Source organism: Rhodomicrobium sp. Az07, assembly GCF_018619475.1.
Classification (GTDB): Bacteria; Pseudomonadota; Alphaproteobacteria; order Rhizobiales; family Rhodomicrobiaceae; genus Rhodomicrobium.
Window position 1 is genome coordinate 90,200 of record NZ_JAHFZG010000010.1, and the last position, 25,602, is coordinate 115,801.

Annotated in this window: 22 protein-coding genes and 1 tRNA gene; 12 read left to right on the forward strand and 11 right to left on the reverse strand. The window is 63.3% G+C overall.

The annotated features are described in order from the left end of the window. Positions 1-67: 67 nt before the first annotated feature. Positions 68-1,177 carry a 3-isopropylmalate dehydrogenase gene (gene leuB, locus KKP04_RS09260; protein WP_215029822.1) on the reverse strand — a complete coding sequence of 370 codons (1,110 nt, stop codon included), beginning with the start codon at positions 1,175-1,177 and terminating at the stop codon, positions 68-70. 274 nt (positions 1,178-1,451) lie between these two features. On the opposite strand from leuB, the gene KKP04_RS09265 reads away from it, so the two are divergent. Next, on the forward strand, positions 1,452-2,555 hold the full coding sequence (locus tag KKP04_RS09265) for a glycosyltransferase (protein WP_215029825.1): 1,104 nt from the start codon (positions 1,452-1,454) through the stop codon (positions 2,553-2,555). Between the two features lie 125 nt (positions 2,556-2,680). Here KKP04_RS09265 and KKP04_RS09270 read toward each other — a convergent pair whose 3' ends face one another. From KKP04_RS09270 to KKP04_RS09300, 7 genes are all read right to left on the reverse strand, one after another. Further along, a complete protein-coding gene (locus KKP04_RS09270) occupies positions 2,681-3,151 on the reverse strand; it encodes a cytochrome c-type biogenesis protein (RefSeq protein WP_215029828.1) in 471 nt (156 codons plus the stop codon). Between the two features lie 5 nt (positions 3,152-3,156). Next, positions 3,157-5,157: a heme lyase CcmF/NrfE family subunit gene (locus KKP04_RS09275; protein ID WP_215029831.1), complete on the reverse strand. Its 2,001-nt coding sequence runs from the start codon at positions 5,155-5,157 to the stop codon at positions 3,157-3,159. Between the two features lie 337 nt (positions 5,158-5,494). After that, positions 5,495-5,959 carry a cytochrome c maturation protein CcmE gene (ccmE, locus tag KKP04_RS09280; protein WP_215029833.1) on the reverse strand — a complete coding sequence of 155 codons (465 nt, stop codon included), beginning with the start codon at positions 5,957-5,959 and terminating at the stop codon, positions 5,495-5,497. A gap of 8 nt (positions 5,960-5,967) precedes the next feature. After that, positions 5,968-7,065 (reverse strand): c-type cytochrome biogenesis protein CcmI, encoded by a 1,098-nt coding sequence (ccmI, locus tag KKP04_RS09285; RefSeq protein ID WP_215029846.1) that lies wholly within the window; start codon positions 7,063-7,065, stop codon positions 5,968-5,970. 352 nt (positions 7,066-7,417) lie between these two features. After that, positions 7,418-7,660, reverse strand: a complete 243-nt coding sequence (locus KKP04_RS09290; RefSeq protein ID WP_013418597.1) for a DUF1150 domain-containing protein — start codon at positions 7,658-7,660, stop codon at positions 7,418-7,420. Positions 7,661-7,838: 178 nt separating this feature from the next. Further along, a tRNA-Ala gene (locus KKP04_RS09295) sits at positions 7,839-7,914 on the reverse strand. A 296-nt stretch (positions 7,915-8,210) separates the two neighbouring features. Beyond that, positions 8,211-8,603, reverse strand: coding sequence for a TIGR02300 family protein (locus KKP04_RS09300; RefSeq protein ID WP_215029849.1), 393 nt, complete (start codon positions 8,601-8,603; stop codon positions 8,211-8,213). Positions 8,604-8,812: 209 nt separating this feature from the next. Here KKP04_RS09300 and aroA point away from each other — a divergent pair, with 209 nt between their 5' ends. From aroA to KKP04_RS09355, 11 genes are all read left to right on the forward strand, one after another. Then, positions 8,813-10,192 carry a 3-phosphoshikimate 1-carboxyvinyltransferase gene (gene aroA / locus KKP04_RS09305; RefSeq protein ID WP_215029852.1) on the forward strand — a complete coding sequence of 460 codons (1,380 nt, stop codon included), beginning with the start codon at positions 8,813-8,815 and terminating at the stop codon, positions 10,190-10,192. Next, positions 10,189-10,818, forward strand: a complete 630-nt coding sequence (gene cmk, locus KKP04_RS09310) for a (d)CMP kinase (protein ID WP_215029855.1) — start codon at positions 10,189-10,191, stop codon at positions 10,816-10,818. Before aroA ends, cmk begins: the two co-directional genes overlap by 4 nt. 189 nt (positions 10,819-11,007) lie before the next feature. Continuing rightward, positions 11,008-12,738 (forward strand): 30S ribosomal protein S1, encoded by a 1,731-nt coding sequence (rpsA, locus tag KKP04_RS09315; RefSeq protein ID WP_215029858.1) that lies wholly within the window; start codon positions 11,008-11,010, stop codon positions 12,736-12,738. A gap of 79 nt (positions 12,739-12,817) precedes the next feature. Next, entirely contained in the window at positions 12,818-13,804 is a 987-nt protein-coding gene (gene sppA, locus KKP04_RS09320; RefSeq protein WP_215029860.1) for a signal peptide peptidase SppA, read from the forward strand. A 5-nt stretch (positions 13,805-13,809) separates the two neighbouring features. Then, positions 13,810-14,142: an integration host factor subunit beta gene (gene ihfB / locus KKP04_RS09325; protein ID WP_215029862.1), complete on the forward strand. Its 333-nt coding sequence runs from the start codon at positions 13,810-13,812 to the stop codon at positions 14,140-14,142. A gap of 36 nt (positions 14,143-14,178) precedes the next feature. Further along, entirely contained in the window at positions 14,179-14,544 is a 366-nt protein-coding gene (locus KKP04_RS09330) for a LapA family protein (protein WP_215029864.1), read from the forward strand. A gap of 230 nt (positions 14,545-14,774) precedes the next feature. Continuing rightward, complete coding sequence (locus KKP04_RS09335) at positions 14,775-15,467, forward strand: phosphoribosylanthranilate isomerase (RefSeq protein WP_215029866.1); 693 nt, start codon at positions 14,775-14,777, stop codon at positions 15,465-15,467. Beyond that, complete coding sequence (gene trpB / locus KKP04_RS09340) at positions 15,451-16,686, forward strand: tryptophan synthase subunit beta (protein ID WP_215029868.1); 1,236 nt, start codon at positions 15,451-15,453, stop codon at positions 16,684-16,686. The genes KKP04_RS09335 and trpB overlap by 17 nt, the downstream gene beginning before the upstream one ends. Before the next feature lie 30 nt (positions 16,687-16,716). Beyond that, a complete protein-coding gene (gene trpA / locus KKP04_RS09345) occupies positions 16,717-17,538 on the forward strand; it encodes a tryptophan synthase subunit alpha (RefSeq protein ID WP_371818746.1) in 822 nt (273 codons plus the stop codon). A 48-nt stretch (positions 17,539-17,586) separates the two neighbouring features. Next, on the forward strand, positions 17,587-18,615 hold the full coding sequence (gene accD / locus KKP04_RS09350; protein ID WP_215029873.1) for an acetyl-CoA carboxylase, carboxyltransferase subunit beta: 1,029 nt from the start codon (positions 17,587-17,589) through the stop codon (positions 18,613-18,615). Continuing rightward, positions 18,612-19,973 (forward strand): folylpolyglutamate synthase/dihydrofolate synthase family protein, encoded by a 1,362-nt coding sequence (locus KKP04_RS09355; RefSeq protein ID WP_215029876.1) that lies wholly within the window; start codon positions 18,612-18,614, stop codon positions 19,971-19,973. Before accD ends, KKP04_RS09355 begins: the two co-directional genes overlap by 4 nt. Positions 19,974-20,162: 189 nt before the next feature. On the opposite strand, the gene KKP04_RS09360 is transcribed toward KKP04_RS09355, so the two are convergent. From KKP04_RS09360 to KKP04_RS09370, 3 genes are all read right to left on the reverse strand, one after another. Then, positions 20,163-20,444: a high potential iron sulfur protein gene (locus KKP04_RS09360; protein ID WP_215029878.1), complete on the reverse strand. Its 282-nt coding sequence runs from the start codon at positions 20,442-20,444 to the stop codon at positions 20,163-20,165. Positions 20,445-20,940: 496 nt separating this feature from the next. Beyond that, the gene (locus KKP04_RS09365) at positions 20,941-23,451 is read right to left on the reverse strand and encodes an MtrB/PioB family outer membrane beta-barrel protein (RefSeq protein ID WP_215029881.1); all 2,511 of its coding nucleotides are present in this window, start codon (positions 23,449-23,451) and stop codon (positions 20,941-20,943) included. Between the two features lie 108 nt (positions 23,452-23,559). After that, positions 23,560-24,975, reverse strand: coding sequence for a DmsE family decaheme c-type cytochrome (locus tag KKP04_RS09370; RefSeq protein ID WP_215029884.1), 1,416 nt, complete (start codon positions 24,973-24,975; stop codon positions 23,560-23,562). Positions 24,976-25,602: the final 627 nt, after the last annotated feature.

Genomic DNA, 25,602 nt, shown 5'->3' on the forward strand with positions numbered 1-25,602 from the left:
AGGGCGCGAACTTCCGCAGTGTGAGACGGCTTTTGACCTGTTCCGTCCAGTTGGAGACGCGCTGATCTCAACGCGACGCCGCAAGCCGCTTCAATTCGCCGACGATGGCCTCGCCCATTTCTACCGTGCCGACCTTGGTCATGCCGTCCTGCATGATGTCCGGGGTACGAAGCCCCTTCGCCAGCACGCCCGCGATGGCGGCGTCGACAAGGTCTGCTTCAGCGCCGAGGTCGAAGGAATAGCGCAGCGCCATGCCGAGGCTTCCGATGGTTGCGATGGGGTTGGCGATGCCCTTGCCCGCGATGTCGGGCGCGGAGCCATGTACAGGCTCGTAAAGCGCCGGGCGCTTGCCGCTCGCGTCCTTCGCGCCGAGCGAGGCCGACGGCAGCATCCCGAGCGAACCCGTGGACATGGCCGCGAGGTCGGACAGCACGTCGCCGAAGAGGTTGTCGGTAACAATCGTGTCGAACTGCTTCGGCCATTTTACGAGCTGCATGGCGCAGTTGTCCGCGAGGACGTGCGTCAGCTCAATGTCCTTGTAGTCTTCATGGACGCGCGTCACGACCGACTTCCACAGCACGCCCGTGCGCATGACGTTGTGCTTCTCGACAGAGGCAAGCCGCTTGCCGCGCGCCCGCGCCAGATCGAAGGCGACGCGCGCGATGCGCTCGATCTCGTGCTCATGATAAAGCTGCGAGTCGACAGCGCGGCGCTCACCGCTTTCAAGCGTGACGATTTCCTTCGGCTCGCCGAAATAGACGCCGCCGGTCAGCTCGCGCACGATCATGAGGTCGAGCCCCTCGACCACCTCGCGCTTGAGACTCGACGCCTCGGTCAGCGCGGGATAGCAGATCGCGGGACGGAGGTTGGCGAACAGCTTCATGTCCTTGCGGAGGCGGAGCAGGCCGGCCTCCGGACGCTTGGCATAGGGAACGTCCGCCCATTTCGGGCCGCCGACCGCGCCGAGAATGACGGCGTCGGCCGCGTGCGCCTTCTCCATCGCAGCGTCGGAAATGGCCTCGCCATGCGCGTCGTAAGCGCAGCCGCCGACAAGGTCCGTCTCATATTGGAACCGCGCGCGGCCGCTCTCGTTGAGCCACGCGATAACCCGCTCGACTTCGGCCATCACTTCGGGGCCGATGCCGTCTCCGGGAAGAAGAAGCAGTTTTGTTGTCATTGTACCGAACACGCTATGTCATTGCCGCCAGCCGAGGCCAGCCAGTCTCATGGTGGTTAAATCACACACTGTGGCGCGAATCACGCTTTCCGTCTCAGCTCTGCACAATTTTGTGGTGATCCGGCGCAGCCTCTTCGCCCACCGCGCCAAGCTCGAAAGCTTGACTTGCGCGAGCCTTGCAATCAACAGGCATCCACAGCGAAACACTGCAACTTTAGATTGCGCGCCGCATGCAATAAAAGGATTCTGCCCCTCAGACGCAATCCAAGCGCGCATGCGGGGCACGATGCAGTTCTGGCGAAACAGCGACAAGACGCCTCTTCGTCTCGTTCAGGCGATCGGCAGCCGCCATAAGGGAGGCGCTCAACGTTTCACCATGCGGCTGGCGAAGGCGATGGAAGACGAGGGTGTCCAGCACGGCTTTATCGTCAAGCGGTCCGGCTGGACAGAGGAGCAGATGCGCAAGACCGAGGTGAGGTTGCACAGCCTTCCCTTCGGCGGCGCGCTCGATCTGATCACTCCGGTCAAATACCCCCGCATCCTGAAAGAGGCGCGCGCGAATCTCGTGCTGACGCATCTCGAACGCGCGACCAAGCGCACGCCGCGGGGGCCGTGGGTTCACGTCGCGCGGCTCGGCGGCTATTACGCGTTGGAAGATTACGCGCGCTGCGACTACCTCATCGGCAATACGCCGGGCTGCCTCGATTACTTCCGCAGCGGGGGCTGGAGCGACGACCGCATCTTCTACATCCCGAATTTCGTGCCTGAAGTGGAACTCGGCGTCGAGAAGGCGCGCCGTGCCGATTACAACACGCCGGACGACGCGCCGCTCATCGTGTGGACGGGGCGCGTGGAGCACGAGAAAGGGCCGGATCTCGTCGTCAGGGCGTTGGCGGAGGTGCCGGGCGCGTATCTCTGGATGGTCGGCGCGGGCCGCTTCGACGCGGAGCTGCGCGCGCTCGCGACCGAGCTTCAGCTGAACGGCCGTATTCGCTTCCTTGGCTGGCAGGACAACGTGCATCCCTTCCTCGCGGCGGCGGACATTTTCGTGTGCGCCTCGCGGTTCGAGGTTTTCGGCAACGTCGTGCTGGAGGGTTGGTCGCACCGGCTGCCGGTGGTGGCGGTGCGCTCGCCTGGGCCGGAGCACCTCATTCGGGACGGCGAGACCGGCCTTCTCGTTCCGAGCGAAGACCCCGCCGCGATTGCTGCCGCCTTTCGCGACCTGCTCGGAGATCGCGATTTCGCCGCGCGGCTGGCTGCGGCGGGCAAAAACGAGGGGACGACCACCTATTCCGAGGCGGCTATCATGGCGCAATATCGCGCGTTGTTCGATGAACTCCTCGCGCGGGGCCGCGTCGGCAAGCGCGTCGCCGCTTAAGCGCTTTCGGCACAGCCCGAAGAACGCCGCTTCGTGTCCGACGTCGTCGCCGCGCGGATCTGCGGATATTACCGGACGCTCCATGAGGGGCGGCGCCGCGATCCTCGGGAACGATTAGCACTCCCTCAGGAGCGCCGTTCGTTGAGAAGCGCCTGCAACTCGGCCTGCTCTTCCGCCGTGAGCGGCTTTGCACGCGCCGCTTCAACAGGTTTACGCCGCACGAGACGCGCGGCAAGCAAGAGGCCTCCACCGATCAGGAGCACCGGCGCTGCCCAAAGCAAAAACGTGTTGAGAGTGAAAGGCGGCTTCAGCAGAACGAAATTGCCGTAACGCGCCACGACATAGTCCAGCACTTCCGCGTTCGTCTGCCCTTTTTCGATCTGCTGGCGGACGATGATGCGAAGATCCTTCGCAAGCGGCGCGTCGGAATCGTCGATCGACTGGTTCTGGCAGACAAGGCAGCGAAGCCCCGCCGAGATGTCGCGCGCGCGGCTTTCGAGCGCCGGGTCTTTCAATTGCTCTTGCGGATCGACGGCGAGCGCTGGGGTGGCGGCTGCGGCGAACATCAGGGCGAGGAGAGCGAGGAAGGAACGCATGGCGTTTACTCCGCCGGCAGGGCTGGGCCGACCTTGGGCGATTGCGAAAGCGGCGGCTTCGCTGCGCGCTGGCCGACGCCGATGCGCAGGCGCCGGTCGAGCAGCGACACGAGTCCGCCTATGAACATGAGGATCGAGCCACCCCAGATCCACCGAACGAACGGATGATAATAGGCGCGGATCGAATAGGCGCCGCCCCCGGCCTCATTGCCCAGCACGACATAAACATCCGCGAAGGGGCGCACCGCGATGCCCGCCGCTGTGACGGACTGCGGCGGCGCGTCGTATGTCTTCTTCGCCGAAGTGATGGTGCCGATCACGCGGTCGCCGCTTCTGAGTTCGAAGTCGGCCGCTTGCGCGCTGTAGTTCGGCCCCGGCTCGTCATAGACCTTGTTGAAGGTGATGCTGTAGCTACCGACATCGAGGCTTTCGCCGGGCTTCATCACGGCAAGGTGCTCCGCGTTCCAGGCGGTCGTGCCCGCGATGCCGATCACGCTGACGGCGAGGCCGATATGGCCGAGCGTCGCGCCCCATTGGCTGCGGCGCATGTTCACGATGCGCCGCGCAGTCTCGCCGAAAGAGACCTGAGCAAAGCGCGCACGCCAGAGAACTTCCCAAACCGCCCCCGCGAACACCCACGCGCCGAGCGTAAGAGCGAGACCCGTCTTGAACCCCGCGCCCGCCGCGACCGAAACGATGCCAACGAGGATGGCCGCCACAGCCGCCGGAACGAGACGCCGCGCCGCTTCCCCAAGGTCGCCGCGCTTCCACGCGACGAAAATGCCGAACGGTAAAAGCAGAAGCAGCGGCATGAAGATCCAGACGACCGTCGAATTGAAGAACGGCGCTCCGACGGAGATCTTGTCGCCGGTGGCGGCTTCGAGCGCGAGCGGGTAAAGCGTGCCGACGAAGACGACGCCGCAGGATACTGTGAGGAACAAATTGTTCAGCACGAGACTCGATTCGCGCGAAACGACGGAAAAGGCCGTGCTCGCGGCGAGCGAATTCGAACGCCACGAGAAAAGCAGCAGCGCGCCCGCCGTGAAAAGGCTCACGATGGCGAGGATGAAGACGCCGCGCGACGGGTCCGACGCGAAAGAATGCACCGAAGTCAGCACGCCCGAACGCACGAGGAAGGTGCCGAGCAGGCTGAAGCTGAAGGTGAGGATCGCGAGCAGGATCGTCCACGCTTTCAGGCTGTCGCGCTTCTCCATGACGATGGCGCAATGCAAGAGCGCCGTTCCGGTCAGCCAGGGCATGAGCGAGGCGTTTTCGACCGGATCCCAGAACCACCAGCCGCCCCAGCCAAGCGTGTAATAGGCCCACCATGAGCCGATGGCGATGCCGATGGTGAGGAAGATCCATGCAGCGAGCGTCCAGGGCCGCACCCAGCGCGCCCATGCGCTGTCGACGCGGCCGAGAAGCAGCGCGGCGACGGCGAAGGAAAAGGCCATCGAGAAGCCGACATAACCCGCGTAGAGCAACGGCGGATGGATCGCGAGCGCGGGATCCTGCAGGATCGGGTTAAGGCCCTGCCCTTCGAACAGCGCGTTCGGGATGCGGACAAACGGGTTGGATGTCGCGACGATAAACAGGATGAAGGCGAAGAGGATCAGCCCCTGAATCGCGAGCACCGTCGAACGCAGGTCGAGCGGCAGGTTCTGCCCGAACAGCCAGACAGCCGCGCCGAACAGCGCGAGGATCAGCACCCACAAGAGCATCGAGCCTTCGTGGTTCCCCCACACACCCGAGATCTTGTAGAGAAGCGGTTTCGCCGAATGCGAGTTTTCCCAGACATTCGCGACCGAGAAATCGGAACTGACATGCGCCCACAGCAGCGCGGCGAACGATCCCGCGATCAGCAGGAAAGCGATCGGAGCGGCGGCGTCGCCCATGGCCATGAGGCGAGTGTCGCGCGTGCGCAAACCGGCAAGAGGTGCCGCGAATTGCACCACGGCGACGAAGAGAGCGAGGATGAGGGCGAAGTGGCCCAGTTCAACGATCACGGTCTTCTTTCTCCCTTGCGCCCCTAGAGCACTTACAAACGATTTATTCCAGGGCAGTCTCGAATTTTACATTTGATGACGGTGCCGCCAGCAAGTGTCGAAACAAATGTAAATCACCGCATTCCTGGACGCCGCTTTCCGGTTAATGATCGGCGTCACCTGAGCATGACCTGCGCGATTGGAGCTTTGCAACAAGATCATGCTCTTGAACCTTGGAGCGCGCGCTTTAATAGCCCGCAGCGATGGAGCCAGCCTCGCGCGAGCTTCCGGCGCTCCGGCTGTGTCCCATCGCCGCCGCTTCCACGCCGGGCACCATTCGGCCCGAGCGACCCCGCCATCAGGTGCCGGGGTTCGGCGCCGGTTGCTTGCCGCTCTGCTCCTGCCAGTGGCCGTTCTTTTTCAGCGCATCGGCAACTTCGGGCGGCATGTAATTCTCGTCGTGCTTGGCTAGCACGGTATCGGCAACGAACACGCCATCCACCATGCGCCCCTCCGCAACCACGCCCTGCCCCTCGCGGAACAGGTCGGGCAGGATGCCCTTGTAGTTCACGGGCAACGAGGCCGCGTTGTCGGTAACCGTGAACACGTTCAGGGCGTTGGCTTCGCGCTTGAAACTTCCCGCCGCCACAAGGCCGCCGAGGCGGAAACGCGTCGCTGCATCGGGCGTGGCCTTGGCCACTTCAGCCGGACTCATGAAGAACGTGACCTGCGTCTGGAGCGCGCTCAACACAAGCGTCGAGGCCACCCCGATCATCGCGAGGCCCATCACGATCAAAACCGCGCGACGTTTCTTTCTCGTCATGCCCTCGGTTACCCCCCCTGCCCATTAGCGCCAAGCCCGGCTTCTTTTACGGCGGCTTCGATCTGCTGAAGCGCCTTCGCGTCGGTTGCGAACGCCTGTCGCGCTGTCGAGGCGGCGTCCTTCGCCTTGTCGTTTTCCTTCAGCACCGCATAGGATCGGATCAGCCGGATCCAGCCTTCGAGATCGGACTTGTTCTCCTTGAGGCGCGCGGCGAGACCGTCCACCATCCCGCGGATCATCTTGCCCTGATCTTCCGGGCTCGCCTGGGCGATATCGTTCGCTTGAGGGGGAGCCGAAAGCGCGGCGAGACGCTGGTTCACAAGCTGCCTCAACCCCGGATGAAGTTCGCCCGCGAGCATCGCCTTGTAGATTTTCTCGGCCTCAGTCCTGCGGCCGTTCTGCTCGGCGATGAGGCCGCTCCAGAGGCGCACGCGAAGCGACGACGGATTGACCTTGGCCGCGGCCTCGAAGGCGAGCCGCGCGCGATCGGTGATGCTTCCGTCATTGGCGAAGGTCAGCGCCTCGCCGAGGCCCAAAAGCTTCTCCTCGTCCATGCCGCCATATTCGATGGCGCGCGAATAGGCATCGGCGGCCTTGTCGAAGCGGCCGTTGCGGAAATACACCGGCGCGATTCGCATCCACCCGGCAACGTCTGTCGGGTTCCTTCGAAGGTCGCGTTCCGCCTTCGCGATAAGGACGTCGGCGGTCTGCATCTCGGGCGGGACATCAAGGCGGGTTTCGAGGGGCATGTCCCGCAAGCCGGGCTGACCATAGGCGACATAGGTCGCGATGGTGCCGAGCGCGAGCAGAGCGGCTGTGGCGGAAGCGGCAATCGCGCTGTTCCGGCCGGCACCCGCGCCGCGCAACGGCGCGTTCCCCTGGCGGCTGGCGCGCAGCAAACGCCGGGAGAGTTCGAGCCGTGTCTGGCGCGTTTCCTCTTCGCCGACGGTTCCGCGTTCGGCCTCGCGGTCGAGTTCGGCAAGCTGTGCCTTGTAAACCTCGACTTCGGATGCGGCCGCATGCGCGTTGGCGGGCGCGCGTCTGAGTGAACGCGTTACCGCCAGAATTACGCCAGCCGTTAATAAGGCAAATATGATCCAGATCATCGCGGTCGACAGTACTCCGACAGCTAAGGGTGTCAAGACCACGAAAGACCAGTTAACGCGGATGAAATCAAGCGGTTCGAAAGTTCCCCACATGGTGAAGCTCGCCGCGACGCGCGGCCGAAAGGTGAGGTTGGTGCCGGAGGAAAAGAGTCGAGGCGGGCGTATCTCGCGCCGATGCTTGAGGCGGCTGCCAGGCGATTTGCCTTCGGGCGCGGCAATCGGTCTCGCCGCACGCGCCTTCTGTTCCCATCGGTTGGCCGCGACACACAAAGCGCGGAGCACACAAAAACGGCCGCCCTGGGCGGCCGCAATCCGTCACATGCATGGAGCCTTTAGCGGCTCATCACCCGTCTCAGTGAAGCGTCACCAGTTCCAGATCGCTTTCTTCGACATTCTCAAGCGCGGCCGAACGGCTATCCGTCAGAACCATGGGCGTTCCGTCAGCCGACACCACGGCGTAAAGGTCGATACCTTCCGGAAGTCCGCCGAGTTGCGGGAAAAGCTCCGCCACTTCCTTAGCCTTGAGCTGCTTGATGTAAGCGAATTCGCCTTCGCCCCAGGCTTCGAGCTCGAAATCTTTCAGGGGTTCTTCCACGATAAGCACCTCCTCGTGCCAATTGCACACTTCGGCCTGTCTGCCCTCCGCCCGCTTGGCGAGGCGATAGAGAACCCGTCCGAGGTGGGACGTGACGTGTTAGCGGCATATATGCTCGACACGCGCGCTTTCAAGAAAAGGCGCCGCATCGGGAAGAATAACACACGAGATCGAATTTTGGTGGAGCCAGGCGGGATCGAACCGCCGACCTCTTGAATGCCATTCAAGCGCTCTCCCAGCTGAGCTATGGCCCCATATGACGGCCGCATTCTGGGGGAATGCGACGGGCGGCTTTGGAAGCGCCGCCGTTGCGTCGGAGCTACTTAAAGCGTTGGCGCTTGCACCGCAAGCAAAAACCGCGCCCCGAAGCGGTTCTTTGATGAAGTTCCCCGAAGCGGGCGCTAACTTCGCCCCACGAGCGACCGCGTCACAATATTCTCCTGAACGGTCGTTCGAAGCGAAGGCTTTTCCACAAAAAAACGGGATGGCGTCCGCCGCCGCCCCCGCTCGATCACAGCGTCGCCGGCAGGCAGCAGCGCGATCCGCTTCGTCAGACGTCGTCGTCCTTGCCGCCGCTCACGAATGGCACGTCGGCTTCACTCTCGTCTTCGGCTTCGAGGAAGGCTTCGTCGTCGGTGCTCGTGTCGATATCGGCTTCGTCGTCGGCAACGTCGGCCAGATCGCCGCCTTCGATTTCGGGCAGTTCCTCCTCGCGCGCGACCTCGTCGAGCGGGACGAATTCGAGGCCGCCGCGGCCAGCGTCCAGCACCGCGTCGTCGTCGGCGTCGAGATTGTTGCCTGCCGGAAGCCGCGACGGCACGCCGCCGTCCTGATAGACGGCCTGGCAGATCGGGCAAACAATAGGATCGCGGTTGAGATCGTAGAATTTGGAGCCGCAGGATTGGCAAACCCGCTTGGTGCCGCGCTCAGCTTTCAGGGACATGGGTCTTGAGCTTTCTTGAGGGTTCTTCCATGGCGCGCCGCGCCGCATTGTGTTTCGGATAGTCAGCATCGCCGTCGGCTGTCAAAGGCAAAGCGCGAAGTGCGCAGAAATTGTGCGGCATTCGCCCCAAGCCGATTGACAGTTTTCGCCGACATGGGTCTATGACGGCTGCGTTCATTATCTACAATAAAGACAGGGGCCCGCCGCCGATGTCCAATCACGCAGCCGACGCAAGGCCGCTAATGTCGCGAAAGTCTGGACGATTGCAAGGGGCGGTTGTCGTCCCCGGCGACAAATCCATTTCCCACCGCGCTCTGATCCTCGGCGCGCTGGCCGAGGGACGCACCCGGATCACGGGGCTTCTCGAAGCTGAAGATATCCTTTGTACGGCCCGCGCGCTCGAAGCGCTGGGCGCGGGCGTCGAGCGCGATGCCGATGGCGCATGGACCGTTACGGGTCGCGGCCTTGGCGGTCTCGCCGCACCTGCGAGCGATCTCGATTTCGGCAATTCCGGCACCGGGGCGCGCCTGATGATGGGCGTCGTAGCGGGGCACCCCATCGCAGCGCGCTTCACCGGCGACGCGAGCCTGCAAAAGCGCCCGATGGGCCGCGTGCTTACGCCCCTGCAAGGCATGGGCCTCGCCATCGCCGAAGAAGGCCGCAACACGCTGCCGCTGACGCTCGTCGGCACGGGCGATCTCTCGCCGATCGGCTATCGCCTGCCCGTGCCGTCGGCGCAGGTGAAGTCGGCGGTGCTGCTTGCCGGGCTGTTCGCCAGCGGCGAGACGAGCGTCATCGAGAGCGAGAAGTCGCGCGACCATACAGAGAAGATGCTGCGTTACTTCGGGGCGGAAATTTCGGTCGAGCCGTTCGAGGACGGTCTTCGCATCGCGCTCGAAGGGCGGCGCACGCTGAAGGCGCAGCCTGTTGCGGTGCCGGGCGATCCGAGTTCGGCGGCGTTTCTCGTCGCGGCGGCGCTGATAACGCCCGCATCCGATATCCTCGTGAAGAACGTGCTGGTGAATCCGACGCGAACGGGCTTCTACGAAACGCTTGCCGAGATGGGGGCGGACATCAGCTTTGAGAACGAGCGCGAGGTGAGCGGCGAACCCGTCGCCGACATCCGCGCCCGGACGAGCGAGCTTCGCGGCGTAACGGTGCCTGCGGCGCGAGCGCCCTCGATGATCGACGAATATCCCATGCTCGCGGCGCTCGCGGCCTTCGCCGGGGGCGAGACCGTGATGGAGGGCCTCGCCGAGCTTCGTGTGAAGGAAAGCGACCGGCTCGCTGCGATGGTCGACGGGCTTGTCGCCTGCGGCGCGACGGCGCATGCGCGCGGCGACACGCTCACCGTGCTGGGCTTGCCCAAGGTGCGGGGCGGCGCTACCATCAAGACCCATATGGACCACAGGATCGCCATGTCGTTCCTGGTGCTGGGCCTTGCAGCCGAGGAGCCGGTGATTGTCGACGACGCGTCGATGATCGCGACGAGCTTTCCGGAATTTCGCACTCTGATGCAACAGGTGGGAGCGACGCTCGACGAGCCGGCGCAGGCTTCGGACGAGGCGCGCGGGAAAGACCGCGAATGATCATCGCAATCGACGGAACGGCGGCGGCCGGAAAAAGCACGCTCGCGCGCCGCGTGGCGCAGACCTATGGGTTGCCGCATCTCGACACGGGGTCGCTTTATCGCGCGGTGGCGCGCGATGTGATGGCGGCGGGGCACTCGCTCGAAGATGCCCGCGCGGCGGCGTTCGCGGCGAAGCGGCTCGACCCGACGACGCTCGGCGATCCGAACCTTCGCCTCAAGGGCAACGGCGAGGCGGCGAGCGTCGTGGCAGCGATCCCGGATGTGCGCGTCGCGCTCCTCGAATTCCAGCGGGCTTTTGCAGATCAGCCCGGCGGCGCGGTGGTCGAAGGCCGCGACATCGGCACGGTCGTCTGCCCGGCGGCAGACGCGAAGATCTTCGTCACCGCATCGGCGGAAAGCCGTGCGGCCCGGCGTCATCGTGAACTTGTGGGCTACGGGGTGGAGATCACCGAGGAGGTTGTGCTCTATGAGATCAAGGCCCGCGACAAGCGCGACAGCGAGCGGCCCGTATCGCCGCTCAAGCCTGCGGAGGACGCGCTCTTGCTCGACACGACCGAGTTGGATATAGAAAAAGCAGTCGCCGCCGCTCTTCAGCTTATTGATAAAGTGGCGCGTCGCGGATAAATCATGCTAAACCCGCCAACGGGTTCGGCGTGATCCGTTCGCGTCTCGAAGTCGATCCGACGGGCCGATCGGCGGGCGGCAAAATCTGAATTCGCATTCATGACGGCATCGGGGAAACCGCGCCCCCGGCGCCGCCTGTCTTCAACCTCTAACGCATACCCCAGGCCACAAGGCCATATCGGAGTTTTAATGACTGCAACCCAAACAATAGAGCCAAAGGCCAAGGAATACAATCCGACCGTCGACGACTTCGCCGCTCTTCTCGATGAATCGCTTTCCGGCTCCGCGCCGAGCGAAGGCGCGGTGGTGAAGGGTATCATCGTCGCGATCGAAAAGGATTTGGCGGTCATCGACGTCGGCCTGAAGACCGAAGGCCGCGTGCCGCTCAAGGAATTCGGCTCGTCCGTCGCCAACCCGACCATTCATGTCGGCGACGAGGTCGAGGTTTACGTCGAGCGTATCGAAAACGCGATGGGCGAAGCGGTTCTTTCGCGCGAGAAGGCTCGCCGCGAAGATAGCTGGACCAAGCTCGAACAGAAATTCAACGCCGGCGAAAAAGTCGAAGGCGTCATCTTCAACCGCGTGAAGGGCGGCTTCACCGTCGACCTCGACGGCGCGGTGGCCTTCCTTCCCGGCTCTCAGGTCGACATCCGTCCCATCAAGGACGTGACGCCGCTCATGAACGTCACGCAGCCCTTCCAGATCCTCAAGATGGATCGCCGCCGCGGCAATATCGTCGTGTCGCGCCGCTCCGTGCTGGAAGAGACGCGCGCCGAACAGCGCAGCGAAATCGTCGCCAAGCTCGAAGAGGGCCAGGTGGTCGACGGCGTCGTCAAGAACATAACAGATTACGGCGCGTTCATCGACCTCGGCGGCATCGACGGCCTGCTGCACGTCACCGACATGGCGTGGAAGCGCGTCAACCATCCGACCGAGATCCTGAACGTCGGCGACACGGTGAAGGTGCAGATCGTCCGCATCAATCCGGAGACGCAGCGTATCAGCCTCGGCATGAAGCAGCTCGGCTCCGACCCGTGGTCGGGCATCGAGGCCAAATACCCGATCGCCGGCAAGTTCACGGGAACCGTCACCAACATCGCCGACTATGGCGCGTTCGTGGAACTGGAGCCCGGCGTCGAGGGCCTGATCCACGTCTCCGAAATGAGCTGGGTCAAGAAGAACGTCCACCCAGGCAAGATCGTCTCGACGAGCCAGGAAGTGGAAGTTCAGGTTCTCGAAGTGGACGCTTCCAAGCGCCGCATCTCGCTCGGCCTCAAGCAGACGCAGGAAAACCCCTGGAACACGTTTGCGGATACGCATCCGAAGGGTTCCGAGGTCGAAGGTCAGGTCCGCAACATCACCGAGTTCGGCCTTTTCGTGGGTCTCGAAGGCGGCATCGACGGCATGGTGCACCTTTCGGATCTCGACTGGTCGCGTTCGGGCGAGGAAGCGATCAAGGAATACAACAAGGGCGACACCGTTCGCGCCGTTGTGCTTGAGACCGACCCGGAGAAGGAACGCATCAGCCTCGGCATCAAGCAGTTGGCCACCGATCCGTTCCAGTCCGCTTCTTCGACGCTCAAGAAGGGCAGCACCATCACCTGCGAAGTGATCGAGGTGAAGGACGCCGGCATCGACGTGAAGATTTCGGGCACGGATATGACGGCGTTCATCCGCCGCGCCGATCTGTCCCGCGATCGCAGCGAGCAGCGTCCGGAGCGTTTCTCCGCCGGCGACATGGTCGACGCGGTCGTCACGCAGGTGGACAAGAGCGGGCGCAAGATCGGTCTGTCGATCAAGGCGCTCGAAATTGCCGAAGAGAAGGAAGCCGTGGCTCAGTTCGGTTCGACCGACAGCGGCGCTTCGCTCGGCGACATCCTTGGCGCTGCGCTCAAGGCGCAGACCAAGGACAAGGAGTAGGCCGTTATTTGCGCGAAGGCGCGCTTGAGCGGCACGGCCCGCGCAAATCATTGCGCGGGCCTCGTTCGAAGGTGAATGCATGACCCTGGATTCAGACATTCTCATCGACCGTCGCCGTCTCAAGCGCCGCCTGACCGTATGGCGCGTGCTTGCCATCGTGGCGTTCGTTGCCGCGCTTGCCTTCGCGGGCGCGCGCTCGGGCAGCGGCGACGGCGCATCCGCTTTCGGGATCGGGCGCGACCACATCGCCCGCGTCACGATCTCGGGCTTCATCGGCGATTCGAGATCCCGGCATGAATTGCTGGAAAAGATTCGCAAGGACGACAACGTCAAGGCGGTGATCGTCTCGGTGGACAGCCCAGGCGGCACCACGACCGGCGGCGAAGCCCTCTACGAGGATTTGCGCGAACTCGCGAATGCAAAGCCCGTCGCGGCGGTGTTCGGCACCATGGCGACATCGGCGGCCTATCTCGGCGGCATCGCCACGGACTATATCGTCTCGCGCGGCAACACCATCACCGGCTCCGTCGGCGTGATCTTTCAGTGGGCCGACGTTTCGGAGCTTCTCGGCAAGGTCGGCGTCAAGGTCGACGAGGTGAGGAGCGGCGCGCTCAAGGCGAAGCCGTCGCCGTTCTCGCCCGTGGACGAGGCGGCGCGTCAACTGACAGAACAGCTCGTCAAGGACAGTCAGGGCTGGTTCGTGGGGCTCGTCGCGGAGCGGCGCAAAGCCGCAGTGCCCTCGCTTGAGGACATCAAGACCGGGCGAATTTATACGGGTAGGCAGGCCGCGCAGGCTGGCCTTGTCGACGCGATCGGGGACGAGCAGGTTGCCATCAAATGGTTCACCGAAGCCCGCAAAGTGCCGTCCGGCCTGAAAGTGCGAGACTGGAAGCCCGGACAATCCATGTCCTCTCTGCTTTCGGCGTCCATGTCGAGCCTCGCGCTCAAGCTCGGTTTCACGTCGCTCGTGGACGCGGCCGTGCTCGAAGGGCTCGATCTGCTGAAGGACCGCCCGCTTGACGGCTTATTCTCCATTTGGCACCCTCAGCTCAGCAATGTGAGATAAAATGTATGATTAAGTCCGAGCTGATCGAGAAACTTGCCGCGACCAATCCGCATCTGATGCACCGGGACGTGGAAAAGATCGTAAACGTGATTTTTGAAGAAATTACAGGGGCGCTGACCCGGGGCGACCGCGTCGAGCTGCGCGGCTTTGGCGCATTTTCCGTCAAGCACCGCCCCGCTAGGGTCGGCCGTAACCCGAGGACCGGAGATCAGGTCTCCGTGCCCGAGAAGTTCGTTCCCTATTTCAAGACAGGCAAGGAGCTGAGAATCAGGCTTAATCCGCCCGACGCTCCTGCCGAGAAGCCGAAAGGCCGCAAGAAGGCAGCGAAGGCATCCTAACTCTGGCGACAGGCGGCCGCTTCGGTCGATGCATCCATGAAACGTTTCCTCATCTTCGTACTTCTTCTGATCATCGGCGCGGTCATCGCGGCTTTCGCTGTCGCGAACCGGCACGACGTCGCCTTTGTGGTCGATCCGTTCATCGACCGCGACATCGCGTACAAGGTGCATCTGCCGTTCTACTTCTTCCTGTTCGGCGCGGCTTTCCTTGGCGCTATCGGCGGCTGGATCTCGTCATGGCTCGGTCAGGGCCATTGGCGCAAAGCTGCCCGCGAGACGCACAGGGAGGCGGCAATCTGGAAGCAGGAGGCCGAGAAGCTGAAGCGCGGCCTTGAGCAGGCGCTGCCGAAACCGGGCGCGGCGCAGCAGCCCCAACAGCGCGCGCTTCGGTCCATCCGCTAGGACGTTCTCGCCAGACTTGCGGACGATCGCGTCGGGTCAGGCTCGCGTTGGGCCCGAGAGCCTTCGCCATCCAAGGCGCCGCTATCCGGCTTCCACGCTTCGGGCCGCACCTTCGCTTCGTGGAAGAACTCGGCCGGGAAGCCGTTGGCAAAGGCACCGATGGCACAACGCGATCCGTTGATCGGTCTCCGTGATGGGCCGACGCAGTTTTTCACGACAAGCATGAGAGCATGACCGTTTCCGTCAAGATCTGCGGACTTTCGACCGAGGATACGCTCGAAGCGGCGATCGGCGCGGGCGCGGACTATGCGGGCCTCGTGTTTTTTCCCAAGAGCCCGCGCAATGTTTCGCTCGACCGTGCGGCCGAACTGGCGACGCTGGCGCGCGGGCGGATCGCTATTGTCGCGCTGACCGTCGATGCCGACGACGCGCTGCTCGAAGCGATCAAGACCCGCGTCGCGCCCGACTTTTTCCAGCTTCACGGCCGTGAAAGCGCTGAACGCGTGGCCGACATCCGCCGCCGCTTCGGCGCTCGAATTATCAAGGCGGTCAAGGTCGGCAGCCTCGCCGACATCGAAGCGTCGCGAGCCTTCGAGGCCGCCGCCGACATCGTGCTGTTCGATGCGCCACCGCCCGGCGCACCCGACGCCCTTCCCGGCGGCAATGGCGTTTCCTTCGACTGGAGATGGCTCGCGAAGGCGCAACCGAGACCCGATTTTATGCTTTCAGGCGGCCTCGACCCTGATAATGTGCGCCTCGCAATTGCCACGAGCGGAACGGCAAGCGTCGACGTTTCGTCGGGCGTCGAGCGCTCGCCCGGCGTCAAGGATCCGGACCTCATCGCACGCTTCGTCCGCGCCGCCAAATTGGAACCAGTCGCCGCGCGCGCGGCGGAAGAGGATCGACATGGACCCCATCGCTGAAACGCCGCTGCATCTGAACAGTTACCGCACCGGCCCGGACGACAGCGGTCATTTCGGGCTGTACGGCGGGCGATTCGTCGCCGAAACGCTGATGCCGCTGATCCTCGAACTCGAAGCGGCGTATGAGGCGGCCAAGGTCGATCCCTCTTTCCATGCCGAACTCGCGGACCTCAACGCCCATTATGCCGGGCGGCCCAGCCCGCTTTATTTCGCGGAACGGCTCACGCAGCACCTCGGCGGCGCGAAGGTCTACTTCAAGCGCGAGGAACTGAACCACACCGGCTCGCACAAGGTGAACAACTGCCTCGGCCAGATCCTGTTGGCGAAGCGCATGGGCAAGAAACGCATCATCGCCGAAACGGGCGCGGGCCAGCACGGCGTCGCGACCGCCACGGTGGCCGCGCGTTTCGGCTTGCCTTGCGTGATCTACATGGGCGCGACGGACATCGAGCGGCAGAAGCCGAACGTGTTCCGCATGCGACTTCTCGGCGCGGAAGTGCGGCCCGTCATCTCGGGCACCGGCACGCTGAAGGACGCCATGAACGAGGCGTTGCGCGATTGGGTATCGAACGTCGAAGATACGTTCTACATCATCGGCACCGTCGCCGGTCCGCATCCCTATCCCGCGATGGTGCGCGACTTTCAGGCCGTTATCGGGCAGGAAACCCGCGAGCAGATGCTGGCGGCGGAGGGCCGTCTGCCCGACACGCTCGTCGCGGCCATCGGCGGCGGCTCGAACGCCATGGGCATTTTCCACCCCTTCCTCGACGATGCGAGCGTGAAGATGTTCGGCGTGGAGGCGGGCGGCAAGGGCCTCGATGTGCCGAACGGGCATTGCGCCTCGCTGAATGGCGGCAGGCCCGGCGTGCTGCACGGCAACCGCACCTATCTGCTTCAGGACGGCGACGGCCAGATCCTCGAAGGCCATTCGATCTCGGCGGGCCTCGATTATCCGGGGATCGGGCCGGAACACAGCTGGCTTCGCGATACAGGACGCGTCACCTATGTTTCGGCGACCGACCGCGAGGCGCTCGACGCGTTCCAGCTCTGCACGCGGATCGAAGGCATCATCCCCGCGCTCGAACCCGCCCACGCGCTGGCCTATGTGACAAAACTTGCGCCCACCTTGCCGCCGGACAATCTCCTCGTTATGAACATGAGCGGGCGGGGCGATAAGGACATCTTCGCCGTAGCCGCTCATCTCGGCATGGACATCTAGCGCACGCGCGCGCTCTTAAGGCTCAAGGCGATCATGCATCGGCTCGCGAAAGTCTTCGAAGAACTGGCGGCTCAGGACCGCAAGGCGTTCGTCACCTTCATTACGGCTGGCGACCCCGACCCCGCCACGTCCCTCGAAATCCTCAAGGGGCTACCGGCGGCGGGCGCGGATGTCATCGAGCTTGGCATGCCGTTCTCCGATCCCATGGCCGACGGCCCGGCGATCCAGCGCGCCTCGCTGCGCGCGCTTCACGCAGGCCAGGACATGCACAAGACGCTCGCCATGGTGCGCGCCTTCCGCGAGACGAACGAGACGACGCCCATCGTGCTCATGGGCTACTACAACCCCATCTATGTCTATCCGGTCGAGAGCTTCATCGCCGAGGCGGCCGAGGCGGGCGTCGACGGGCTGATCGTGGTGGACGTGCCGCCCGAGGCCGACGACGAGCTTTGCGTCCCGGCCCTGAAGGCCGGATTGAGCTTCATTCGCCTCACCACACCGACGACCGACGACCATCGCCTTGGCGCCGTGCTCACGAATACCAGCGGCTTCGTCTACTACGTGTCGATCACGGGCGTAACCGGCACGCGCGCACCCGATCTCGAAGCGGTGGCGAAGAATGTGGCGCGTATCAAGGCGAGAACCGCGCTTCCCGTTGCGGTCGGCTTCGGCGTGCGCACGCCCGAACAGGCGAGGTCCATCGCGAGCGTTGCCGATGGCGTCGTCGTCGGCTCCGCGCTCGTGGACACCATCGCCCAGAGCCTTGACGACAAGGGGCGCGCGACCGAATTAACGGCAAGCTCAGTGCTCGCTGTGGTCGAGAAACTCTCCGCCCCCTTGAAGGCGGCCTGAACACTATCAAAGATGGCCTCCCGCGCGAGGCGATGAAAGCGAAAAGCCGTGAACTGGATCAATAACGTCGTCCGCCCCAAGATCAGCGGTCTCTGGCAGAAAAGGGAGATGCCGGAGAACCTTTGGATCAAGTGCCCTGAAACCGGGCAGATGGTGTTCCATAAGGATCTGGAAGCGAACCAGTTCGTCTTTCCGCAATCCGGCTATCACATGCGCATCGGGGCTGTGCCGCGGCTGAAATCCTTCTTCGACGACGGCAAGTTCGAGACGCTGCCTTCGCCCGAAGTGCCCGCCGATCCGCTGAAGTTCCGCGATGAGAAGCGCTATGCCGACCGCATCAAGGAAGCGCGCACGAAGACCGGCATGCAGGATGCCTTGATCACAGGCGTCGGTCTGCTTGACGGCCTGACGGTTGTCGCGGGCGTGCAGGATTTCACCTTCATGGGCGGCTCGCTCGGCATGGCGGCGGGAGAGGCGATCGTCCTCGGCATGATGAAAGCCGTGGAGCTGAAAGCGCCCTACATCCTGTTCGTGTCGTCCGGCGGCGCGCGCATGCAGGAAGGTATCTTGTCGCTCATGCAGATGCCGCGCACGACGGTTGCGGTGCAGCGCCTGCGCGACGCGGGCCTTCCGTATATCGTGGTGCTGACAAACCCGACCACGGGCGGCGTCACGGCCTCTTATGCCATGCTGGGTGACATCCACATCGCGGAACCGGGCGCGCTTATCGGCTTTGCCGGGCCGCGCGTGATCGAGCAGACGATACGCGAGAAGCTTCCGGATGGATTCCAGCGCTCGGAGTATCTCCTCGAGCACGGCATGATCGATATGGTCGTCCACCGCCACGAGTTGCGCGACACGCTCGCCCGTATCTGTGCGATGCTGTCGGCGGATCGCCATTCGAGGGAAGCCAAGGCGCGCACGGTCGGCAGCTCCGCCGAGGCCAACGCCCCGAAACTGAACGGCGCCGCTTCCGATGCCAAGCTTCCGGCGACAGCGGAACAGATTGCGGCTTCTTCCGTTGAGCCAGCCTCGCCCGAGCCGGCCAAGACGCCGGCACCCGCAACGCCGTCATGAGCGGAGCGGGGCCTCGCAATACGCCGGATATCGCCTTGCGCCCACCCTCAGATAGTTTGCTTGCGCGCCTTCAGACGCTGCATCCCAAAATCATCGACCTTTCGCTTGGCCGTGTGGATCGGCTGCTGCGCGCGCTTGGCGACCCGCACCGCAGCATCCCGCCCGTGGTTCACGTCGCGGGCACGAACGGCAAAGGCTCTGTCGTCGCGTTCCTGAAGGCGATGCTGGAAGCGTCCGGCTATCGCGCGCATGTTTTTACCTCGCCGCACCTTATGCGCTTCCATGAACGCATCCAGCTTGCGGGGCAGGGCGGCGCGCGGCCGATCGGCGAGAGCCACCTGGCGGACATTCTCGCGCGCACCGAGGCGGCCAATCGCGGCGAGCCGATCACATTCTTCGAAATCACCACGGCGGCGGCGTTCCTCGCCTTCGCGGAAAACCCGGCCGACATCGTGCTTCTGGAGACGGGGCTCGGCGGGCGGCTCGACGCGACCAACGTCATCGACGAGCCGCTGGCAACGGTGCTGACGTCGATCTCGATCGATCACTGCGCTTATCTCGGCGATAGTATCGAGGCCATTGCCGGCGAAAAGGCAGGCATCCTGAAGCGCGTGCGCCCTGCCATCGTCTCGCGGCAGTCGGACGAGGCGATGCACATCATCGCCATGCGCGCCGCCGCCCTCGAAGCGCCCGTCATCGCGGGCGGAGCGAACTGGGACGTGTTCGAGCAGCAAGGGCATCTCGTCTATCAGGACGACGAAAGCTTGCTTGATCTGCCGCTTCCGCGCCTTTTCGGCCGCCACCAGTTCGAGAACGCGGGCACAGCCATCGCGACGGCGCGCAATCTCGAAGGCTTCCACGTGTCGGACGCCGCCATCGCGAAGGGGATCACATCGGCGGTCTGGCCCGCGCGGCTTGAACGGCTCGGCCCCGGGCGGCTTCACGCGCTCGCGCCGGAAGGCTCGGAAATCTGGGTGGATGGCGGGCATAATCCCGCTGCGGGCGAGGTGGTTGCGCGCGCGCTTGCCGACCTCGAAGAACGCGTGTCGAGCCCCCTTCATCTGATCGTCGGCATGCTGTCGACGAAGGACGCGGGCGGCTATCTTCGTCATTTCCAGGGCCTGACCGAACGCGCGGCCACAGTCGACATCGAGGGGCAGGCGTCGGCTTACAAGGCGGAGGAGTTGGCGAGTATCGCGCGCCGCGAAGGGCTCGCAGCCGAAGCCGCGGGGAGCCTTGAAGAGGCGTTCGCGAGAAGCCGTGCCGCCGCGAAAGGCCCCGTCCGCATCATCGTCGCCGGTTCGCTCTACCTCGCCGGGCTTGCGCTCGCGGCCCATGCGCCGGATGCGTCCGACTGATCGGCCTGCGCTGTGAAGCAAACGCGGAAAGAGCGAGCCCGGCTGATCGGGCTCGACCCATTTAGCGACTGGCGGACTCAGTGCAGTGAATTTGACGTTTGATTCACGCCCTCAGGTGACGCCCTCTTCAAACGTGAAATTCGAACTGCACCAGTACCACTTGGTTGTCCGGCCCTTTGGGCCAGAGCCTTAGCCCTTCTTGGAGAAGATCTTGCAGTAGCCATTCGGGCTGATGGTGCCATCCACGACGCGGCAGCTTGAGGGGGCCTGGAAGTGCTGGCACTTCGAGCACTGCTTGTCGCCGTTCGGCGATCCCTTATAGCCGACGGCCGACTGCGCCGCCTTCTTCGCCACCTGCGCTTCCGCGCTGCCCGCGACGAGGCCGGCCGCGCCGAGCGCGCCGAGCGCGTAGGCGCCGAATTTCAGAACTTCGCGCCGCGTGTTTCCGGCCTTTTTGCTGGTATCTTCCATGGGAGCGTTCCTTTTCCCTTTGTTGGTTAGCGTCTTGCCGTCTTCCGGTTCTTCTGTATTGGCAGCCGCCGCGTGTCGGCGTCGGCTGCGATGATCGAGCCACCTTAGGCGCATCGCTTGAAACGTGGGAGAAACATCCCGACAATAACAGACCGCTTGCCTGTTAGCACTTGCAACAGGCGCATGTTATAGTTTTCGCTTCAGTATAATCGGCGCTAATCGGAGCCTTCTGGCGAAGATAGACTTTATCGTGTGCTTAAGCTCGGCGTCAAGCCGAACGAGAATAATTCCAAGCTGGCAACCGTTAAATTTTTGCGGTCGGCCCGGACGGCGCGACCGCAGACGTCGGCGGCGCCCGAAACCGGGACGCCGACTTGCACTCCAGTCGCCGCAAACGGTGCCGTGCGCCGGGCCGCTGTGGGGACGCCATGGCCCGGCGCACGGAAGATGAAACACGGGTTGCGCCCCGCCGGAGAATTCGGGCGAGGCGCAGCGCTTACCATTTGATGTTCAGCGACGTGGAGACGGCATGGATGTCGTAGTTCGGGTTGTACGACGCCATGGAGATGTTGCGGGGCGTGTTGTCGACGAGATACATATACGGCGTCACCAGGTCGTTCTGCCAGTTGTCGACGCGCGAGCGATCCCAACTGTATTTCAGCTTCCAGTAGACATCGCCCTCGAAGCCGAGCTTGGTGATGAGTTCTGGGTCGAGCTTGTAGCGCGCCTGCGCATCGATACGCTGCAAGGTGGTGTTGACGGTCCGCCAAGGCTGACAGTTATTCCCGAGGGGAGCGTTACAGGCTGTTGTTCCGGCGAAATCCTTGTTCTTCCAATCCTCCTTGCCGAGCGCGATCGAATAGCTCGCGCTGATATCGAACCGGTCGTTGAATACGAAATTGGTGCCAACGATGAAGGTATCGACATCCTCCTTCATGTTGCTGAACCAGCGCGTCGTAGTGGCGGTGGCGCCCGTGCCAGAGTTGGTCGTCTGGCCGGTGCCCACGAGATCCTTGTCGAATTCCTCTCGCACATAGGCGGCAGAAACGGTCATGCCCGGCCCGAAGCTATATGACGCTTCGATCCCCGCGTTCCAGCTATTGTCCTTCAGCAATCCCAGTTCGTAGGTGGGAATCGCGTTGGTCGCGCCCGTCGGCTGGCCGGTGGTTTGATCGACAAGATTGATGGTGACCTGCTTGTTCGGGTCGGTCAGATAGTTGTCATTCCGCAGGCCGAAGCTCGGCGTGAGCGACAAGTTCGGCACATGGGGAATGTTGTCGAACGAGAAGAGCACCATCGCCTTCTCGCGGTCGCGATCCGCGAGGTCGAACTTGCGTGCGCCCCAGTTATTCAGGCCACCGCCCTGCCCCGTCGGAAACAGCGTCCGGAACCAGGACGCCGGGTCGTAGTCTTCGTAGCGGCGTTCCGAATATTGATAGCTCGCGCGGAGCTGACCGATGTCGTTCCAACGCGCGTCGCCGTAGACCTTGCCGATAAACTCGTCGGTCTGAAGCACCTCGCGCTTGTCGCGGTCGATCCGTTCCCACCCGACGGAGCCGCCGACCGAGGCGTTCTTCAGGACGTGGTAGGTCAGATCGCCTGACGCGTTTTGCTTGGTGTAGGAGTATCCGAAGTTTTCGCGAGTTGCCCCGAAGCCCCCATCCTCTGTAATCCAATTCCACCGCAAGACCGGCGTCTGGTTGTCGTTGTCGTAATAGCGATAGCGCAGCGTGGACTTCAGGTCGTCGGTAATCCGCGTGGTCAGCACATTGTTGACGAGCAGCGTGTTGACCTCGCCGTTCAGGCTGGTCGCGGCGTTTGTAACCCCGCCCCATATGGCGCCCGAGGTTGGCAACCCCACCGGAGCCGGCGGGGTTGCCGCGTTTTGGCTCAACGTAAGCCCAGTGTTGACGCTGGGGTCCTGAAACGGATCGTTCTGCCGCATGGTCGTGTATTGCACGGTGTTCATGAAGCGGGACCGGAACGGCAGGTCGATGCCGGCTGTCATGTTGCCGGTATACGCCTCGTTGCTGGGCATCAGACTGACACGCGAGCAAGGAGCATTAGCACTCGCGCCGCCGCCGGTCTGGGTAAGAGCCGTTGCACAAGTCGTGCCGACCGCAACAAACGGGTTTTCCACGGTGAACGACTTGTAGTCGTTATCGAACGTCGAAATGCCGCCGGTGATCTTCACGTTGTACTTGCCGTATGCCCAATCGCCGGACCTTTCGCCTGAGGCCTTGGCGTTTTGTGTGGTGTCGGCAACCGGTCGAGGAACCTGCACCAACACGGGGCCACCGCCTCCGCCCCAGTTCGTTCCGGCGATCTGGGTGCCTTCGCGGCGGTCATAGAAATAATTGCCGCGGAACTCCCAGTTCGGGGTCGGGGTCCAGCGCTGATCCGCCTCGAACCGGTCGCGATCAATCCCGATCTTGATGGTTTTCACATTTCTCTGAATATAAGCAGCAACTGGCTCCCCGTTCGGGGGAACGCCGATCTTCTCTGGAGCCGCCAGGTAGGTCGTACCGACGCCATTCCAGGTGCTTTGTGCGGTCGTGCTGAAAAGATGCGGGGTCTGATCCCACGTGATCGTCCCGCTGAGGGTGCCGGTGACGAACCAGTCGAAGAGGTAACGCTGGTTGTTGTTGCCGAGGTCCGTCGCGCGAAGCTCGGCGGCGTATTCGGCGTCCTTGGTCTGGCCGCCGACCGTCAGCCTCTCGAAATAGAAGCCCTGCGGAACGTTCCCGTATTCCTCGTATTTCGCAATGCTTTCCGCTTCCGGTCGATTGATCGTCGCCGTGGTCCAGGCCGAGCCTAGTTCCTTCGGCTTGTCCTTGAAGTAACGGCCGCCGAACTCGATGTCGCCCCAGGTGTCGAGTTCGAGCTTCTTCTCGGCCGCAGGCTCCGCAGGAGCCGGCTTGTCGCCCGCTCGGGCCGACTGCAACGCAATCGATGCTACTGCAATAGACAGAAGACTCGTCAGCACTATTCTGCCATGAAACTCCATAATCCCCTCCCGCGCCGCCCAAGGCGCCTCTCCTGATCCGTCTCCGCCCTTTCCCGGCCGGTCTGCCCAAAGACCGGCCAGGTTCTTGTTTTTATGTCGTTTTCCGTCCTAGCGATGCCATCTCGATCCGGACGGCGCGTTCGAGCCGTGGATGTTGGTGTGGCAGTTCTGGCAGGCTTGGCCAACCAGGCGACGATTGTTGGCGCCAGTGCCACCATCGGCAGGCGTGGTGCTCAGGCCAATCAAGCCCGGGTGCAACCCTCCGACGTGACACCGCTGGCAGAGCCGCTGACGCGCCACCACGAGCAGGCTGTTGTGCATGGAGCCGTGCGGTTCGTGGCAGTTCATGCAGTTCTCGCGAACCGGCGGATGTTCGAACAGGAACGGACCGCGCTTGTCGGCATGGCACTGGTAGCAGGTGTCGTTGACGGTCGCTTCCTTGAGCATCGCCGTTTCCGATGCGCTGCCGTGCGGGTTGTGACAGCTTGAGCAGCTGATCTTGCCCTCGATCATCGGCATGTGTGCGGAGCGGAGGCTCTGCGCGCGGCGATCCTTGTGGCACTGGAAGCAGGTGTCCTGAACGGTGCCCTTCGCGAGCTGGAAGCGCGGCGAAGTCTTGCGCATGACGGTGTGGCAGTCCGTGCAGGCGACGTCGCGCGTCTCGTGCGTGCTGCCCTTCCAGTAGGTGCGGTCGTTCTTCTCGTGGCAACCGAGGCAGACGGCGTTCGTGTCAGCGACGGACGTGCGCGGATCGGATTTGCGGAACGACCTGATGCCGCCGCCGAGACGTCCGCCGCCGCCGTTCACGTGCGCCGATGCGGGGCCGTGGCAGGTTTCGCAGTCCATCTTGCCTTTCGGCGTGTCCTTGCCCGCGTGGAAGTTGCGGCCCATCACGGTGAGCTTGAACTCATCGAAGAGATAGGCGTGGCAGACCTTGCACGGCTCCGAGCCGACATAATAGCGGCCTTCCGGATCGTCGGCGGCGGGGCGGATCATCGCCGCCTGGCCGTCAGCGGCTGAAGCGGCTTTCGCGGCCGGGACCGATTCCGCCACCATGATGAGATGCTCGGTTTCGGCATCGGCTGCACCGCTTGACCGGCGTGAGCCACCGACGAGACCGGCTTCCGGCGTGAACAGCGCATTGTTGAGAAGCGCCTTCGCGGGCGTCGTCTTCGTCGACGACAGTCCGGAGTGCGGGTTGGCACCCATGCTTCCGTGCGGGTTCTTTGCTCCGTGCGCGCTCTTTGCTCCGCGCGCGCTCTTCGCGCCATGAGCGCCAGCCGAGCCCATGCCCGAGATGTCGGGATGGCCCGCCGGGAGCGGCTTGTCGCCGGCCTGGGACTGCATCGCATACATGAAGACGTCGGAGCCGATGGCTGCGCTTTGCCCGGCACTCGCTTGCCCTGTAGCTAAAGCGACCAGAAGGCCGATTGCTGGCAGGGTCCAGATCGTTCGCAGTGGAAGGCGCAGCCGCCTCCGCACCGGCTCTTCACACGAAGAGCCGGCCAAATTCGAGAAAAACATTACGCCCCCTCCTTGCCCGTTTCTGCACGCGCGGACCGGATTGAGAAGCGGTCCTTTGTCGCTTGTAAATTACGCGCGCTGGTCAGATTATTACGAACAGGCAATCATATACGCAAGATCGCTTTCAATCGTTCTTTGGGCGCTGGAACGATTATAAAGAAATATCGGAACCGATGTTGCAGTATCGCAACAAAAATTCAAAACTCAGTAACTTATGCGACGAGAAATACTATTTTCGGTTGCGGATATAGCTGTATTACAAGTTAAGATTGCACCTGAAGACATGCAGCGCGCGCGTGAACCGAGGGATTGCCATCGGGGTGATCGAATCACCTCTAGCGAGGCTGTGGGGGAATGCTGCGGAAGACCGTGCGACCAAGCGGCGCCGAACCTCGTATCGCGGAGGTGACACAGGTACGCAGGCTCGGCTTGGCAGGCGTCAGTCGTGCGCGCCGAGATTCGATCTGGCATAGAACCGGATCCGATCAGGTTGACCCAACCCGATTGGAACGGGCTCTAGGAAGTGTGGACTCTTGGGATTCCCAAGGGCAAGCAAATCAGATTCAAGGCTGTCATTTGGGAGGCAGCCATGGGTGTTCTGGACCGTCTGGTTCTTCGAGACGATCA